This is a genomic window from Streptomyces sp. NPDC001832 (assembly GCF_040297265.1).
Classification (GTDB): domain Bacteria; phylum Actinomycetota; class Actinomycetes; order Streptomycetales; family Streptomycetaceae; genus Streptomyces.
On record NZ_JBEOYU010000010.1, the window covers coordinates 117,864 to 133,981 of the forward strand.

Annotated in this window: 14 protein-coding genes and 1 pseudogene; 6 read left to right on the forward strand and 9 right to left on the reverse strand. The window is 69.2% G+C overall.

The annotated features are described in order from the left end of the window. The first annotated feature begins 513 nt into the window (after positions 1-513). Entirely contained in the window at positions 514-1,944 is a 1,431-nt protein-coding gene (locus ABT115_RS11350) for a WS/DGAT/MGAT family O-acyltransferase (protein WP_351786914.1), read from the forward strand. 638 nt (positions 1,945-2,582) lie between these two features. Here the strand turns inward: ABT115_RS11350 and ABT115_RS11355 are convergent. The 6 genes and pseudogenes from ABT115_RS11355 to ABT115_RS11385 form a co-directional block, all read right to left on the reverse strand. Beyond that, the gene (locus ABT115_RS11355) at positions 2,583-3,002 is read right to left on the reverse strand and encodes an avidin/streptavidin family protein (RefSeq protein WP_351786917.1); all 420 of its coding nucleotides are present in this window, start codon (positions 3,000-3,002) and stop codon (positions 2,583-2,585) included. Positions 3,003-3,133: 131 nt separating this feature from the next. Further along, a complete protein-coding gene (locus ABT115_RS11360) occupies positions 3,134-3,958 on the reverse strand; it encodes a SpoIIAA family protein (RefSeq protein ID WP_351786920.1) in 825 nt (274 codons plus the stop codon). A gap of 589 nt (positions 3,959-4,547) precedes the next feature. Then, positions 4,548-4,838 (reverse strand): hypothetical protein, encoded by a 291-nt coding sequence (locus tag ABT115_RS11365; RefSeq protein WP_351786923.1) that lies wholly within the window; start codon positions 4,836-4,838, stop codon positions 4,548-4,550. A gap of 76 nt (positions 4,839-4,914) precedes the next feature. Then, entirely contained in the window at positions 4,915-5,679 is a 765-nt protein-coding gene (locus ABT115_RS11370) for a cation transporting ATPase C-terminal domain-containing protein (RefSeq protein ID WP_502969069.1), read from the reverse strand. Next, positions 5,655-7,625, reverse strand: a pseudogene (locus tag ABT115_RS11380) (cation-translocating P-type ATPase). Before ABT115_RS11380 ends, ABT115_RS11370 begins: the two are co-directional and overlap by 25 nt. Positions 7,626-7,631: 6 nt before the next feature. Further along, a complete protein-coding gene (locus ABT115_RS11385; RefSeq protein WP_351786929.1) occupies positions 7,632-8,387 on the reverse strand; it encodes a hypothetical protein in 756 nt (251 codons plus the stop codon). Positions 8,388-8,696: 309 nt separating this feature from the next. Here ABT115_RS11385 and ABT115_RS11390 point away from each other — a divergent pair, with 309 nt between their 5' ends. Next, positions 8,697-8,924: a DUF1918 domain-containing protein gene (locus ABT115_RS11390; protein ID WP_351786932.1), complete on the forward strand. Its 228-nt coding sequence runs from the start codon at positions 8,697-8,699 to the stop codon at positions 8,922-8,924. Between the two features lie 143 nt (positions 8,925-9,067). On the opposite strand, the gene ABT115_RS11395 is transcribed toward ABT115_RS11390, so the two are convergent. After that, positions 9,068-9,355 carry a hypothetical protein gene (locus tag ABT115_RS11395; RefSeq protein ID WP_351786934.1) on the reverse strand — a complete coding sequence of 96 codons (288 nt, stop codon included), beginning with the start codon at positions 9,353-9,355 and terminating at the stop codon, positions 9,068-9,070. Between the two features lie 324 nt (positions 9,356-9,679). Here ABT115_RS11395 and ABT115_RS11400 point away from each other — a divergent pair, with 324 nt between their 5' ends. Continuing rightward, on the forward strand, positions 9,680-11,014 hold the full coding sequence (locus ABT115_RS11400) for a phosphoribosyltransferase family protein (protein ID WP_351786937.1): 1,335 nt from the start codon (positions 9,680-9,682) through the stop codon (positions 11,012-11,014). Between the two features lie 70 nt (positions 11,015-11,084). On the opposite strand, the gene ABT115_RS11405 is transcribed toward ABT115_RS11400, so the two are convergent. After that, entirely contained in the window at positions 11,085-11,885 is an 801-nt protein-coding gene (locus ABT115_RS11405) for a sigma 54 modulation/S30EA ribosomal C-terminal domain-containing protein (protein ID WP_351786940.1), read from the reverse strand. Between the two features lie 441 nt (positions 11,886-12,326). Here ABT115_RS11405 and ABT115_RS11410 point away from each other — a divergent pair, with 441 nt between their 5' ends. The 3 genes from ABT115_RS11410 (at position 12,327) to ABT115_RS11420 (ending at position 14,314) form a co-directional block, all read left to right on the forward strand. Then, positions 12,327-12,458, forward strand: a complete 132-nt coding sequence (locus ABT115_RS11410) for a hypothetical protein (protein ID WP_351786943.1) — start codon at positions 12,327-12,329, stop codon at positions 12,456-12,458. A gap of 196 nt (positions 12,459-12,654) precedes the next feature. Further along, complete coding sequence (locus ABT115_RS11415) at positions 12,655-13,323, forward strand: CBS domain-containing protein (protein ID WP_351786945.1); 669 nt, start codon at positions 12,655-12,657, stop codon at positions 13,321-13,323. A gap of 331 nt (positions 13,324-13,654) precedes the next feature. After that, complete coding sequence (locus tag ABT115_RS11420; RefSeq protein ID WP_351786948.1) at positions 13,655-14,314, forward strand: AAA family ATPase; 660 nt, start codon at positions 13,655-13,657, stop codon at positions 14,312-14,314. A gap of 526 nt (positions 14,315-14,840) precedes the next feature. On the opposite strand, the gene ABT115_RS11425 is transcribed toward ABT115_RS11420, so the two are convergent. Continuing rightward, positions 14,841-15,962 carry a DUF4118 domain-containing protein gene (locus ABT115_RS11425; protein WP_351787111.1) on the reverse strand — a complete coding sequence of 374 codons (1,122 nt, stop codon included), beginning with the start codon at positions 15,960-15,962 and terminating at the stop codon, positions 14,841-14,843. Between the last annotated feature and the right edge of the window lie 156 nt (positions 15,963-16,118).

Consider the following 16,118-nt stretch of genomic DNA (forward strand, 5'->3'; position numbering starts at 1 on the left):
TGCGCGGGGCAGCAGGACGCCACAGGCGAGGTGGTGCTTCAAGGAGGTCTGGTGGGCTTCGTGGCTGCTCTGCACGCCCCACATTTGGGCGCTCGCTGTCCGGCTCGGCGCTCACTGTTCCCAGGTACGTCCGCCTTCGTAGACCGACCAGATGGGGCAGCCGTCTTCTCGGATGTCGGCCAGGGTGGCGCAGGTGCGACGCCCCGGTAGGCGAATTGCGGGGGGTCGGGCCAGGATGGAGGTGACCCGAATGCAGCAGTGTGGCAGACGTGATCCGCAGTATCGGGCGTTGCTGTCCACGGAAGTGAAAGCCGAAGAGGCCAGCCGTCCCTCCTTCACGAGGTCCTGACGGTGACCGTACCCGAGGCGCAGACCCCAAGACCGCCACATCGATATCAAGGCGCCACATCGAGATCAAGGGGTGAGCAGTCACAAACAACGACCTGTGTGTAGCTCCCGGCACAGCGTGCAGCGGTGCGACGGGATGTCAGCCAGCGGGGCAAGGAGGGTGTCGTGCGGCAATTGAGCGCGCTTGATGCGCAGTTCCTCGGTTACGAGAGCGACACTAATGTCGCCAACATCGGAGGCTTGTCGATCGTCGACGGGCAGTTCTCCCGGGACGACTTGGTCGAGCTGGTGGAGGAGCGCTGCGCGGTCACCCCCGTGCTACGGCAGAGGCTCATGACGGTGCCGTTGGGCCTGGACCGCCCGTACTGGGTGGAGGACGAGTCCGTGGACCTGGGCTATCACGTACGCGAGCTGGCCCTGCCGCGACCTGGCAACGACCATCAGTTGGCCGAGCAGGTCGCTTGGCTGCACGAGCAGCGCCTGGACCGCTGCTATCCGCTGTGGGAGGTGTACGTGATCGGCGGGCTGCACGGCAGGCGTACAGCGGTGTACGTCAAGGCGCATCACGCGGCGGTCGACGGCGTGGGCGGGGCGGTGCTGCTGAACGCTTTCATGAATCGGGAGCCGAGCCCGCAGCGTCAGCGACCCGGCCCGCGTGCGCAGCCTGATCGCGTCCCGCCCACGGCTGAGGTCCTGGCGAGGTCCGTGGCGGGGATGGTCGCCCATCCCGCGCGCCTGACGCGGTCCGTCGTTGAGACAGTGCCGTATCTCGATGAGATTCCGCTGGTCTCCCGGCTACCGGGGGCGGTCCCGGTGTCGAAGGCGGTCCGGTCGGTGACCCGCCGCCTCGCTGGGCTTGAGGGGGCTCCGGAGCTGCCGAGCCTGGCCGTGCCGTGGACGCCCTTCAACGGACCGATCTCCCGCCACCGGCGCTTCGCCTTCACGGATCTTCCGCTGGACGAGGTGAAAAGCATCAAGAACGCCTTCGGCGTGACGGTCAACGACGTGGTCGTTGACCTTGCCGCGACGGCCGTACGGCGGTGGCTGATCGGCCACGACGCACTGCCCGAGGAGCCGCTTGTGGCCTGCGTGCCGTTCGCGCTGCGCAGGAAGGGCGTAGGGGAGACCGGTAATCGGATCACTGTGATGCTCACCTCGCTGGGGACCCAGATCGCCGACCCGCGCGAGCGGCTGCAGGCCACCCACGAGGCGATGCAGAAGATCAAGGAGCGCTTCGATCTGGCCCCGGCTCAGTGGTTGCAGGGGCTCTGCGAGAGCGTGCCTGCCGCGTTGACCGGTCTGGCTGATCGCGCGCTCTTTGGCCTGCTGGCCCGGGGGTGCCCGGCGGTGAATCTGACCGTCTCGAACGTCCCCGGCCCGCAGATCCCGCTGTACATGTGCGGCCGAGCGGTCCTCGCTCAGTACCCGGTGTCCCTGATCAATGATGCCGGCGGCGGCCTGAACATCACTGCGTTCTCCTACAAGGGCGAGCTCGGTATGGGGATCGTGGTCGACCGCGCGATGGTTCCTGACGTCTGGCACATCGCCGACTACCTGCACGACGCTTTGGAGGAGCTGAAGTCGCTGGTCGGGTAAGGTGCCCGGGCCTTGGAGCCCGAGTCCGGTCCTACGGCAGGTCCTCGCGAGAAAGTAGGCGGCCACGACAGGGACCGGAACGAGCTGTCGCCGTGGTGCGTACAGGGGTTCTGCCGGACGGGCGGCACGACCAGCCCAGTGGCTGCGTCCTCAGCCACCGCAACATGTGCTTCGAGGTTGCCAACGCCGTCCCGAAGGTGTGGTCGATGCTCCGGCAGGACGCTTCGACTCTCCTGCTCCGCTTCCCGTCGCCGGTCCGCCAACTCCATCGCATAGGGGTTTCCCGACGTCACCGGCCGGACCGACCGGCCCCCCCGGGGAAGAGACACAGTGCTCGCTGAGAGCCGGACGCCGGACCCCCGGTAGACAGCCGCCCAGCCGAGGGTCGCCGGTATTTCCCGGACGCTCCTACGCTACTTCCGAGCCGGACAACCTCGTCTGCTGCGGGCGATCTCCGGGGTCGCCACGGCGAGGGTGTTGCTTGCTGGTGTCCCTGTGCGTGACGCCGTGACAAGGGCCTCACGGTGCCTGCGGACTTGATGAGTCGCGACTCTCCTGGCCGATCCTCTGTACCACTCCCGACGTTCCCGGTGACCGGTCCGGACGTGGCTGCTGGACGCACTCGCGGGTATCGACCTTCAGGACGGCATCGGGTGCGAGACCGGCCGGCCACCGTGAAGAGCGCGATCGACGTCCTCGCTGGTCGGCTTCTGCCGAGTGAACACATCTTGCCCGACCACAGTGGACTCCCACGCCTCCGCCGTGGCGGAGCGGGTCAGTAGCCAGGCAGTGAAGATACGGTCTGGGTTGGCAAAGAATTGGCCGCTCCAACTCGTGACGGAGCCCACGTTGCCATGCTCGTTGCGCCAGGCGACCGTCCAGCCGACAGCGATGCCGTTCCCCGGGCTCATCGGTCCGTCATGGCGTCCAGTGAGGACGTACGTCCCCGGCGTGTGTCCCACGGCGGTGACGTACCTTCCGGTGACGGTACCCTCCAGGTCCGACTCGAGGTTCATTTGCGAACCGAACTCGTTGTACCACTGTCCGTCAACGGGCATGATCTACTCCTTGCCCGCTAGCGCCTGCGCATCTCGACCGGCACCTGCCTGCGCCGCATGGCCGCTCGGGCACCGTTGGCGGCTGGCATCCGCTTCAAACTTCACTCAAGAACGCCGGGATGCGGAATCCCTTACGGCTCGATGCGCGGCCCTTGGACGTAGCGCCTGGGCGGAGGGGGCTGCCAACTCAACCCCGCACCGGCAGGGTTACGGTCGGGCGGGCTCGAGGCCCAGGCGACGGCGTCGTCGAGTTCTCCGTATCCGAACTGCCGTACTTCGGCTTGGACGAAGTGGTTCGCGAAGTGAGGCACGAGGCCCGCGAGCTTACTGTCGGCCGCCAATGCAATCCTCCTGACCTTGCGATGATGGTCACGGACGAAACGCACATGCTGGAGCAGGCTTCCGATGTTCTCCCATCCCGGAAAGGCTCGAGCGTGCACCACGACACCGGCCAGTTCGTCGTGGGTTTCGAGCCAGCTGTCGGCGGTCTGTGCCAGCGCGTCGAAGTCCTGTGCGCGCAAGGGCTGTTCGACCTCGACCACGAGAACCTTGGACTCGGACAGGAGTTGGTGGGACGCGCCGGGCCCTTCGGGCAGTGAGACGAGCCAGCGCAGGGCCTCTTCGCGATCCTGGCCGCCGAAGACGCGTACCGGACAGGGCATCAGGAAGCTCGCGAGCCGGATCGACTGCCGGATCCAGCCGATGTCGCTGACGACGGCGCACCCTTCGAACAGGCGCATGGCGCCGGTCCCCACCTTGAGGTCCTCCCACCCGGCCGCTGGGGTGAACGACCGGAATTCCGGGCCGCACTCCCACAAGAGCCGGATGCGGCGGCCTTTCCTGCGTGCGTCGTCGACGAGCGGCTCGATCACCGCTTTGTAGTCGTCCTTCGACACCGTGCCGATCGCCTTCACGGCGTCGACCCCGGGGGGCACGTCCTGGACTCTGTCAAGCATGCCGTTCCTCTCAGCCGAGACCCATCCCTGCTGCCAGAATCGACTCATATCGAGACTTTCCCTCCCACCTCATCATGGCAAGATGCCAAGATCTCCACGACCGCGTCATGGGCGTCCTTCCTGCTCGCCCCTTCCCGGTGGCCGGCAGGGCGGCGCCACTTTCCAGGAGCCACTCGCCCAGAAACACCGTGAGGACGCAGGCCGGGAGGAGCAGCGGGAGTAACACCCAGGCGCGGCCCCAGCCGGAGTTCCGGTGCAATTCCGCACTACGGGGCCGAGCTGACAAATCGTCAATTTTCCAATCGAGTCGAGGTGCTATTTCCCCCACGACGCGAGGGCCCGCGCCGTTGCCGTGACCACTGGGATTCCTGGGCGTCGTTGACAGTCGTGGTGCGAGAAGAGGCCGGTACCCTCGCGGCAATCCAACACCCGGGCCTCAACGAGGAGTTGCCGGGGCCCCACCTCGCTGACTCTGGTGAACCCCCTTCCCGGACGCAACGCAGGATGCGCGCCACCCCCAGGAGGGCCCTATCCCTCAACTGTGGCTTGTGGACGTGCCGCAATGCGCTACCGCTTCTCGGAGCCGTGCTCAGTCCGGGGCGTCCAGGCACTGGGCAGCCAGTTTCTTCAAACGGGTCTTCTTGGCTCGCAGGAGCCGGCCCTCGGAACGCCAGCAACGGCGAGCCTGCGGGTGCCAGCGCGTTGGTTCATGGTGCTGCCAGTCTTCGTGTGCGATCTGGGCGCCAGTGTCCTCGACCACTAGCATCATCACATTCGGCAGCTTCAGGGCTGCATCCACGCCGACAGTGCGCTCCGCGCACGGCAGGTCCAGAACGGATATCGAGCACCTGCGTGACTGGCGCCAGGGAGCCGTGCTCACGGCGACCACCTCCCAGATTCCTCCTCGCGGCCCAATCTGGAGCGCCGTGCTTTGGCGCGGCCGGGTCGTACGGTCATCATGCGCGCGCGGCGTACGCGACGACAGGGGCCGAACGGCCCTTCACGTCGGGTCCCACTATCGTCCGGGCCGACATGCTGAACAGCGTTCTCGTCACCGGCCTGCGGACCGCTACCTCGCCGGGATAGTCCGTCGGCGTCGTAGCAGCCAGCGCCGTAGTTCGTCGGCGCCCCAGACGATGAAGGGGAAGGGGATGACGAGGGCAAGCATGCGTGGGGTGAGAGCGGCGGTGCCCAGGAGGGCCTGGAGGGGCGGGGTGTAGATGAAGACGGCAGCGAGGGTGAGTTCGAAGGCGATGCCCCATAGCAGCACGGGCTCCGGGGTGCCAGTCGGCGTGCCAGAGAACGGCGAAGAAGCCGGTCAGCTGCAAGGCGGCGCAGATGACACCGAGGAAGAGCCAGGCGCGCAGCAGCATCGGGCCCCGGATGACGCCTTCGGAGCGGGGGCGGGGAGGGCGGTCCATCAGTCCGGGCTCGGCCTTCTCCCGGCCCAGGGCGAGTGCGGGGAGGGTCTCGGTGCCGACGTCGAAGACGAGGAGTTGCAGCACGGTGAGCGGCAGCGGGACGGCGCCGCCGGCCAGGGCGTAGACCAGGAAGGGGGCGACCTCCGGGGTGGTGTGGGCGAAGATGTAGCAGATGAACTTGCGGATGTTGTCGTAGACGCGGCGGCCCGCGTGCACCGCGGCGACGATGGTGGCGAAGTTGTCGTCGGTGAGCACCATGGTGGCCGCCTCGCGGGCTACGTCGGTGCCGGAGCGGCCCATGCGACCCCAATGTCGGCCCGCCGCAGGGCGGGTGCGTCGTTGACGCCGTCGCCGGTCATGGCCACGACGTGGCCTTCGGAGCGCAGCGCGTCGGCGATCCGCAGCTTTGCCTCCGGGGAGGTGCGGGCGAAGATCAGCTCCCGGTGGTGGCGCAGAAGCTGGTCGAGTTCGTGTTCGGGCGTGTGGTCGAGTACGTCGCCGGTGACCACCTTCGGCTTGGGGCCGCCGATGCCGACCTGGCCGGCGATCGCGGTTGCGGTCAGGGCGTGGTCGCCGGTGACCACGATGATGCGGATGCCGGCGCTGTGGCAGCGGGCGACCGCGTCGGCCACCTCGGGGCGGGGCGGATCGGCCATCGCCACCAGCCCCAGGAAGACCAGCCGGTCTTCGGCCTCCTCGCGGCTCTGCGGCAGTTGGGCGCCGATGGCCAGGTGCCGCTCGGCCGCGGCCAGGACACGGAGCCCCTAGCGGGCGAATGTGTCCACCTGTCCGGCGATCGTAAGGCGCTGTTGCTCGGTGAGCGGGCCGATCGTGCCGTCGACCTGTCTGATGGTGGTGCACAGCGGCAGGAGCGCCTCGGGAGCTCCCTTGACATCGATCCAGAGTCCGTCGTCGTCGCGCTGGTCGATCGTCGACATCAGTTTGCGTACGGGGTCGAAGTGGGACTGGCGGCGGCGCCCGGCATCCCGCTCGTCGGTGCCGACACCGCAACCCAGATCCGCGGCCGCTGTCAGCAGTGCCAGTTCGGTGGGATCACCCACCGGGCCGCCGGGAGTGTCCAGCTGCGCGTTGTTGCACCAAGCCACCACCGTCGCGAGAGCACACAACGCCTCGTCCTCGGGCGGTCCCTCGGTGGTGGCGGTGTCGGCGAGCCCCTGCTGACCCGCGGCGGTCCACACGGCGGTGACCTGCATACGGTTCTCGGTGAGGGTGCCGGTCTTGTCGGTGCAGATCACGTCCGTGGAACCGAGCGTCTCCACCGCGCTGAGGCGTTTGACGACCGCTCCACGCCGCACCAGCTCCCGCACGCCCAGCGCCAGGGCCAGCGTGATCACCGGCAGCAGTCCCTCGGGCACGTTGCCGACCAGCAGGCCGACGGCGAAGACGACCGCGTCGTGGAACGGCAGCTTCGCCGCGAACATGGCCAGTGGCAGGAACGCCACCCCCATGACCACCGCGATCACCGCGATCAGCCACGCCACCCGCCGGACCTGCGCCTCCAGCGGGCTGATCTCCCGTTCGACACGCTCGGAGAGCGCCGCGATACGCCCGAGTTCGGTGTGCATGCCGGTCGCGAAGACCACCGCTCTGGCCTCGCCCTCGGTGCACGTGGTGCCGCTGAAGACGAGGTCGCGCGCCGACAGCAGCGGGACATGGACGTCGACCCGGTCGGCCGCACGGTAGGCGGGCATCGCCTCACCGGTCAGTGGCGACAGATCGACCTCGATCCCGCCCTCGATCAGCCGTGCGTCGGCCGAGATACGGTCCCCCTCCTCGATCACCAACACGTCGCCGGGCACCAGGGTGACCGCCTCGACCTGCTGGACGTGCCCATCCCGCACCACGGTCGCATGCGCCGGCAGGTAGGCGGCCAGCGTTTCCACGGCCCGTTCGGCCTGCATCTCCTGTACGAAGGCGAACGCCGCGTTCACCACGATCACCACCACGATGGCCACCGCCACCGCCACGATCCCCGCCCACCACGCCAGCAGCGCGGCCACCCACAACAGCAGCGCCAGCGGGTGGGTGACCTGCCGGGCCAACTCGCCCGGCCAGCGCCTGCCGCCACGCCGCCGCAACTCGTGCGCCCCGTAGCGCACCAGCCGCCGAGCCGCCTCACGCGAGGACAGCCCCTCCCGCGTACTGCGCAGATCCCGCAACAGCAGGTCCAGGCGCTCCTCCGGATCGAGTTCCACCACGGCGGCCCCACCGGCTTCAGCGTTCATCCCGCCTCATCGCCTGGCGTCCGCCGGCTGGTGGTCGGCCGGACCGGCCCCCTGTCTCGCCGGCTGACGGAACCGACACGGTCGGGGGCACTGGGTGCACGGCGAACTGCTCCTGCTCGACGGAGAGGTCCGGACCGCAGAACGGTTCACCGGCCCTTGGCGTCGCGGATGACAACGCCGGGACACGGTGAGTGCTGGACACAGTGCTGGCCGACCGATCCCAGCAGCACCTCGGTGAAGTCGCCGTGCCCCCCGGTTGCCCACGACCAGCAGATCCGCCCCTTGGGCGGCGTCCAGCAGAACACGCGCGGGGTTGCCTTCCATGACGCACGCGGTGACACGCACCGGCCGGTCGAGGCCGATGGCATTGACGATCGCCCTGGCGAGACCGATGCGGGCCTGCTCCTCGAAGTCGACCACCGTCTCGACATCGATGCGCCGTGCGTGACCTTCCAGCTCCCGGCCGACCTCTCCGGCGGCGCGGGGCCAGGCGGCCACCGGGATCTCCTCGTCCAGGCGGTGGCCTGGCGTGACCTCGGTCAGCGGCCATGTGCCCGCCTCGGCTTCGATCCGTACGGTGCCGGTGGCGTCCGTGGAGTGACGGTCACCGTAATGTACGTGCACTGCCAGGTACGGGATCCCGGGCGCGTGCTGGACGATCAGCGGCATGGTGTCCGGTAGCGCACCGAAGTGCGCGGTGTCCCGTGCGGGTGGTGCGGGCAGTTCGTCCAGCAGGGCCAGGCGTCCGTGGGCGGTGAACACGGCCTGACCGTGAGTGCCGGGAACGTCGGTGTCGCTGCCCACGGTGCCCGCCGCCCGGGATCCTCGATGGCGGCGTCGCGGGACGTGTCCAGGTAGACGGACGCGAAAGGACCGGGCTGCTTGTAGAGAGGTTCCAGGAAGGCAGCGCCCGCCCACCGCACGAGCCGCGGGGCGCGTCCGGCACCGACCTGGTCACGGGCCCGACAGTCCGCCGGAGGTACCCGAACGGCCCTTCTGCGCGAGCCACCCGCCAGAGTCATCCTGAACGAAGACAGGGAAAGACGGCAGCAGGGAGCGAGGTGAGCCACGATGAAGGCGCATGAAGGTGACGTGCTGCGGTTCACCAGCAGAACCGTGGGATCTCCCGAACACCATGTCACCGTCGTGAAAGTGCTCGGCGAAAACGGCGAACCACCCTACCGGGTGCGCTACGAAGACGGTCACGAGACAGAGATCTTTCCCGGCCCCGGATGCGTGATCGAGACCCATCCGGCACACGAGACCTCGTTCGGGCAGCCGCACCGGGAAAGGCAGTGACCAGGCACGCCGCAGGGAGCGGGAACAGCTCCTCGCGGCGGCCTGTATGCGGCGCCACGCTGCCACGGCGCCGGGCGGTGCGACGCACGGCCGTCGCAGGGGCGGGCGGCAGCAGGGGCCGCAGTGACGAGCTTGGGTGGTTGCTACTGCCCAAGCTCGGCTGGAGGCGCATCGACACGATCCGGGTGCGCCGTCTGTTCGGCTGATACTGCGGCCCGGCCTGCTGCCGCAGGCGTGCCGGGGCTTGGCGGACTGCGCCTTGGACACGGTGACGGCCAGCGCGCCGTCGCCGAGAGTCTATTGGCCTCGTCGCGTCCCAGTTCCTTGTGCTCCCCGGTGATGCGCAGTTCCCGCTCGCTGATTTCGATGCCGTCGCGCTTGAGGCCGGATGGTTTTACCTCGACGACATGGGTGTCGTCGGTGTCCCGCATGCCCGCTGCCGGCAACCGGGCCAGGCCGCCCCGTTGATGCAATGATGGGCTGTCATCATTGATTGAAGGCAAGGGTGTTGGCGCCTCGGGCTCCGTCCGGCGGTTCTCTGGTGATCAGGCGGTTCACCGTGACGCCACGATCGCGTCCGCAGCACTGACGCCGTGATCCCCTCCACTCCACCGTCCGCACGCGGGAGGGTCCCCAGATCCAGGAGCGCCTTCCACAGCGGTGCGCATTCGTTCTCCGCTGGGGTGAGGATGGAAGTACGGGGCACGTGTACACGGCGTTGTAGCCGTGTTCCCCCGGGGCGAGGAGGACGGATCGTGTTCTTCCTGGATCGTCGAGATGCCGGCCGACGGCTGGCGGCCCGGCTGCAGCAGTTCAAGGGTGCCGACATCGTGGTGCTGGGGCTGCCTCGCGGAGGGATCCCGGTCGCCGCGGAGGTCGCAAAGGCACTGGGCGCACCGCTGGACGTCTGCCTGGTACGCAAACTGGGCGTGCCGTTCCAGCCAGAGCTGGGCATGGGAGCCATCGGCGAAGGCGGCATCCGCGTGATCAACGACGAGGTGGTGCGCACCGCGCGTGTCACCCCGCACGAGCTGGCCGAGGTCGAGGCACGCGAGCGGGAGGTACTCGAAAGCCGTGCACGGCGCTACCGCGGCAGACGGGAACCGGCAGCCCTGGCCGGCCGCACGGTACTGGTCGTCGACGACGGGGTCGCCACAGGTTCGACAGCACGCGCGGCCTGTCAGATCGCCCGCGCTCGCGGGGCCGCACGGGTCGTGCTTGCGGTCCCCGTGGCACCGCACGACTGGACCGCGCGCCTGGGTGCTGACGCCGACGAACTGGTGTGCCCGCACACGCCGTGGAACTTCCATGCGATCGGGCAGTTCTACGCCGACTTCTCCCAGACCGACGACGACGAGGTCGTCTCCTGCCTGGAGGAGGCGCTCGCCCGTCCAGTGAGCGCCCGCCGGGCTCCGCCCGGGCAAGCCACGCCCGAGGACCGAGAGGCGGATGTGCGCGCGGGGCCACTGGTGCTGCGGGGACAGCTTACGGTGCCCGAGGGCGCGCTCGGGATCGTGGTGTTCGCGCACGGCAGCGGCAGCAGTCGACACAGCCCGCGCAACCGGTTCGTCGCGGCCGGCCTGAACCGGGCCGGGCTGGGCACCCTGCTGTTCGACCTGCTCACCGAGGAAGAGGAGACCGACCGGACCAACGTCTTCGACACGGGTCTCCTCGCCCGACGGCTCACGGACGCCACCGGCTGGCTGCGCGAGCAGCCCGAGGCACAGGGTCTGGTCATCGGCTACTTCGGCGCCAGCACCGGCGCTGCCGCCGCGCTCTGGGCAGGCGCCGAGCCCGACGCCCGGATCGCGGCAGTCGTCTCCCGCGGCGGCAGGCCCGACCTCGCCGGACCACGGCTGTCGGCCGTGACCGCCCCCACCCTGCTCATCGTCGGCGGCCACGACCGACTCGTACTCGGCCTCAATCGCGAGGCGCAGGCCCGGTTGCGGTGCGAGAACCAGCTCGCGATCGTCCCCGGCGCCACCCACCTCTTCGAGGAACCTGGCACCCTGGAACAGGTCACCCGCCTCGCCCGTGACTGGTTCACCGACCACATGGCCCCGGCATCTCACGGGGTGGCCCGATTCTGAACGCAGGGGGCACGTCGCCGGCTCCGGGACCAGGCTTCCCGCCTGGGCACGGCTCTCAGGTGACGGGCCGCTACCCGACGGGAGAGATCAGGCCGTAATGGCCGTCGTAGCGGTGGTAGAGGATATTTCCCCGCCCGGTGGTGGCGTCGGCGAAGAATACGAACGGGAACCCGGTGAGATCCAGCCGCTGTCTCGCCTCGTCCACGTTCATCCGGGGAGCGGGAAGCTCGCTCAGGGTCAGTGGCACGGCCGCCGGGCCGACCAGCTCGGGGTGTGAATGCACCTGGGCGAGGCGGTAGCCCGTCGGGCCCGACCGGTAGAGCACGCTGTCCTCGCCGGTGCCGATGTCGGTGAAGAGGTGGAAGTCGTAGTCCATCGTCTCCAGTTCGAAGGCCGCCTCGTCGGGCGACTCCCAGGCCAGCGAGTAGGACTTGTGCCGTACGACCTGTCGCTCCTCGGCGGGGCGCGGGAAGAAGTCGGGACGGTGGGTGGGCTCGCTGCCGTGACGCCACTCGTGCGGGCCCGGCACGGGTGTCTTGCCGCGTGGAGCCTCCCAGTGCTGTTCCAGGTGCTCCAGCCGTGCGACGAGCCGGTCCTGCAGCAGGTCGACGGCCTCGGTCACGGTCGTGGCGGCCACGTGCGCGCGGGCCGGACGCCCGTTGAGGTCCAGATTGGCCTGGGCGATTGCTGGCCGTTCCATGGCGGGGTTGGCCATGTGGGTCAGTCTGACGCGGGCGAACAGAACCGGCTCGCGCGTCCGGCCGGTGAGCGCCCGCACCTTCTCCTGTGCGTACTCGATGGCTCCTGGCGGCATCTGCCCCTGGGTCTCCACCTGGATCTCGGGAGCCTGCTGTGGTGCCGATCGCTTCATGGCAGCCTCCTCGCGCCGTTCATGCCACTATCCACACTTGCGCTCATCGGGCCTGCTCGCACGGCCAGTGTGCCCGTCCGATCAACCTCCTTGCCCTGAGCGGGACACGCCGAAGCGGTCCGTGCAGCGACGGGCCCGGACGCACGGTCTGAGCGCAGTTCGGCGGGCGCCACCGGACCTCACGCAGCGTTGATCCGGGTGCCGATGTCACGCCCTCGCAGATCGGCGGCGTTGCGCCCGCTGCCGCCCCCAGGTTCTGCTCTTCGGCCAGCGGCAGATCCAGTATCAGCGTGTCCACCACTCAGGGGGAGGCCCCAAGACCCCAGTGGTCCTGAACGCGCAGTCTCGTGGTGCCGTGCGGCGATGCGGCTGCCAACCGGCCACGCCCGCCCTAACATGGAGCTCTGGGCGGGGAAAAGAGAAGCCGCCGCAGCGCCATTGATGTCACCTGACTTCGAGCACGCCATCCACAGCGCGAGCGTCTGGCCCAAGGCCGTGTCGGAAGCCCTGGACACGGAGGACCGCCACCACGCCCAACGCATCCTGCGCACGTTCCGTGACAGCGCTCAGTAACGACAGAGAATTCCTCAGATTGATTCGCAGGATGACGCCGCCAGGTAGGTGGCGTTCTCTCGCATTCCCCCTGGATTTTGCCGACATTCGGGACTATCGGCCCGAGAGGGGCCGGACACGCAAGGAGCACAGTGGAAGGCAGGGGGACGCGAGCCGGCGTTCGCGCGACGCGCGCACGCAGGAAGGAGCTCCCACGATGTCCGTCGCCCAGCACAGCACCGTCAGCGAAGTGATGACACGCGATGTCGTCACCATCAGTCCTGACACCCCGTTCAAAGAGATCACCTCCGTCCTGACCACCCATGGCATCAGCGCCGTGCCCGTGGTCGACACACGTGGTGTCCCCATGGGACTGGTCTCCGAAGCCGACCTGCTCCGCAAGCCGGCCGAGCAACCCGACAGGTGCGGCGAGCAGGAAGCACCACCCGGGTGGCCGCACGAGAGGGCCAAGGCGCGCGCGGAGAACGCCGCCGGGCTGATGACCACCCCCGTGGTCACCGCTCACGCCGACTGGCCGGTCCCCCAGGCGGCCCGGACGATGGACCGCCACCGGGTCAGGCGGCTGCTGGTCGTGGACGAGACCGACCGCGTCATCGGCATCGTCAGCCGCTCGGACCTGCTGCGCGTCTTCCTGCGCCCGGACGAGGAAATCCGCGAGGAGATCCGCGACGACGTACTGAAAGGGATGCTGCGGCTGGGCGGAACGGAGGTGCAGGTCCAGGTTCACGACGGTGTCGTCACCCTGCGCGGGGAGGTCGGGAACCGCAGCACCGCCCAGATCGCCGAACATCTCGCCAACGGCGTGGACGGGGTCGTCACCGTCAGGCCGTTGATCGACTACGCCGTCGACGACATGGTCGCGTAGGATCGGCCGCCACCGCGTGGCCGGTGTGCATCAATGGCCGACAGGCTCGTTCGGCGCCCGGGGACAGCGGCCGACGGACGCGACAAGTCAGATGCATAGCAGATCGGGTCCGGCTCGCGCACGGATCGTATAGACACCCGCATGGACGTTGCCGCGTGGCAGGCCGCCGCAGCGAGGTCTGGCTTGGAACAGCGGGAACGGGCTGGGAGGACGCAGGCGGCGGAGGGGGCGCCATCAGGGCCTGAGCTGGCTGTCCGTACGTGGCCGCTCATGTCGTGGCGTCCAGCAATCGATGTACTGATGGCAGGAGTGCCGTCGAGCGAGGGGAGTAGTGGTATCGCCGTCCGGCGTTTCTCGTCCCGCGAAGCCGAAGGCGGTTTTCGACCGCGACACCGAGTGGGACGCACTCGTCGCGTTCGCCGGTGACACCCGGCCCGGACCCGGTCTCGGTGTGGTGTGGGGACGGCTGCGGCAAGGCAAGACGTACCTCCTGAAGGCACTCACTGCAGCGCTGGGTGGCTTCTACTTCGGAGCGCAGTCGGCGGCTCAGGTCGAGTCCCTGCGTCGGCTTGCCGACGAACTGTCCCAGTACACGGGCACAGCGCCGCCAAGCCACTGGCGCGGCTGGGAGAACGCCGTCGACGCGCTGCTTGCGCTGGGTGACCGACGGCCTGTCCCGGTCGTCGACGACTTCCCCGACCTGGTACGGCAGAGTCCCGCGCTGCCCTCCATCATCCACAGCGCCTACCGGCGCCTGCGCGACACGGGCCGGGACAACCGCCCGCGCCTGCTGCTGAGCGGCAGCGCCCTGCCGGTGATGCACCGGCTGTTCAGCGCGGCCTCACCGCTGCGCGAACTGGCCGATCTGAAACTCACGCTTCCTCCGCTGGGCTTCCGGCAGGCCGCGCGGCTCCGGGGCATCGACGAACCCGGCCTCGCCTTGCTGGTCCGCGCCGGCGTCGGCGAAACCCCGACATGGCACGCGATGTGACTGGCGCGGATCGACAGCGAGATCGCTGCCGTCCTGGTCGTGGGCGGCCTGCGGCGAAGATCGTTGGTCAGCGTGCGACCTCGATGTCGGTCAGCACGAGCAGGGCGCACAGGAGCACGGTCGCGTGACGCACGTGCAGGCGGAGCTTGGTGATGACCGGCCTTCCGGAGCAGTCTGAGGGTGCGTCTGAGGGCTCGCGTCGGAAGGGCGAGCGGTCAGGACACCCGATGGATCAGCCGTGGGGGACGACGGCGACCGCACATTGCGCCATGGTGGATGGCCGCGTGCGCCACGGGACCGATCTGCACGCCCGGAGCGGCACGGTGCCCTCCGCGCCCGACGACCAGGATCCCTGCTCCTCATACGGAACTCACCACCACCCGCGCGGCGCTCCGGTGACGTACGGATCGACCCGATCAGCCGCGGTGCAGCCGACCGAGTTGGATCTTCTCCTGATTCAGGCGTAGCTGGGTGGCGAAGGCACGCAGGAGCTGCGCGTCACGGGCAGTGAGCCTGCCGCCTGCCATCACAAGGACGCGGCCGTCGGAGAGCTCGACGCTGAACGGGGCTTCGTCGGGAGTGGCGGGGAGTGGGCCGCCCGCTGCGGCCTCGGTCTGCCAGCCCGTTTCGGTGGGGCGCAGGAGGGCGATGGCGTCCGGGTCGAAGGTGCGGCGCACGGCGTCCACCAGCTCCGCCGGGGTCCTGGGCCATCAGCGATGACATCGGCGACCAGGCGGGCCAGGTTCTCGGCCTCGTTCTGCGAGCGGGCGACCTGGAGCCCGCGTCTGGCCAGGATGTCGATGAGGAGCCCTACGGTGGCGCCGACGACGGCGAAGGCGAGCAGTGCGACCGGGTCGATCAGGTGGCCGATGCGCAGGTTGTGGTAGGGGCGGGTGTAGAGGACGTCCGCGGCCAGGAAGCCGATCAGCGTGGCCGTGACGGCGGGGCGGATGCCGCCGACGACGGCGGTGAGGACGACGGCCAGGAGCGTACAGAACAGTGCTCCGGCCAGCCCGAGGGTGGCCCGGGCCGGGAGCAGGGCCACCGCGACCGCAAGCGGTGCCACGACGGCGAGCAGCCAGCCGACGGCCGCGCGCCGAGGAGGCAGGGGCACCCGCCGGTGGCGGCTGAGGTGCGGGAGTCGGGCGGTGAGAGGCCGCTTGGGAGGCCGGCGGAACGGGATGACGTGGAGCTCGTCCGGCCCGGCCCGGTGGACGGCGCGGCTGATCACCGAGCCGTGCAGGAGTTCGTATCCGGGGGTGCGCCGGCTGGCGCCCAGGACCAGGTTGCGGGACCGCTCCGCTTCGGCGAAGTCGAGGATGGCTTGGGCCACGTCGGTTCCGGCGATCTGGGCATAGCGGCCGCCGAGTTCGGTCAGGAGGCGGCGTTGGCCCTCCAGCCAGGGCGGGTCGGGTTCGACGAGGCCGGTGGGTTCACGGACGTGGACGCCGATGAGCTGGGCATGGCTGTCCGCTGCGAATTGGACGGCACGGCGGAGCACGTGTTCACCCTCGGGCTCGCCGGTGAGTGCCCGGCCGCACAGGACGGCCTGCCTCCCAGCCCTCGCGGCCGGTTGCCGCGGATTCCGGCCGCTCAGACACCGGTCGCCACCGCCGAAGGGCAGCAACGTGCGGTGGCAGGGGGGCATGGCCCGGTGGACAGTCACCTACCTCCGCAACACCACCGGCTCAATCGTGCGCTGTGATCCAGAGCCTAGTTGACGGCCTTTCCATGGGCGAGTGAGTGCCTCTCTGGAGCGTCTACTGGGGGGCCTATAGGGAAATCGTCTGCGGCCACTTCGCCA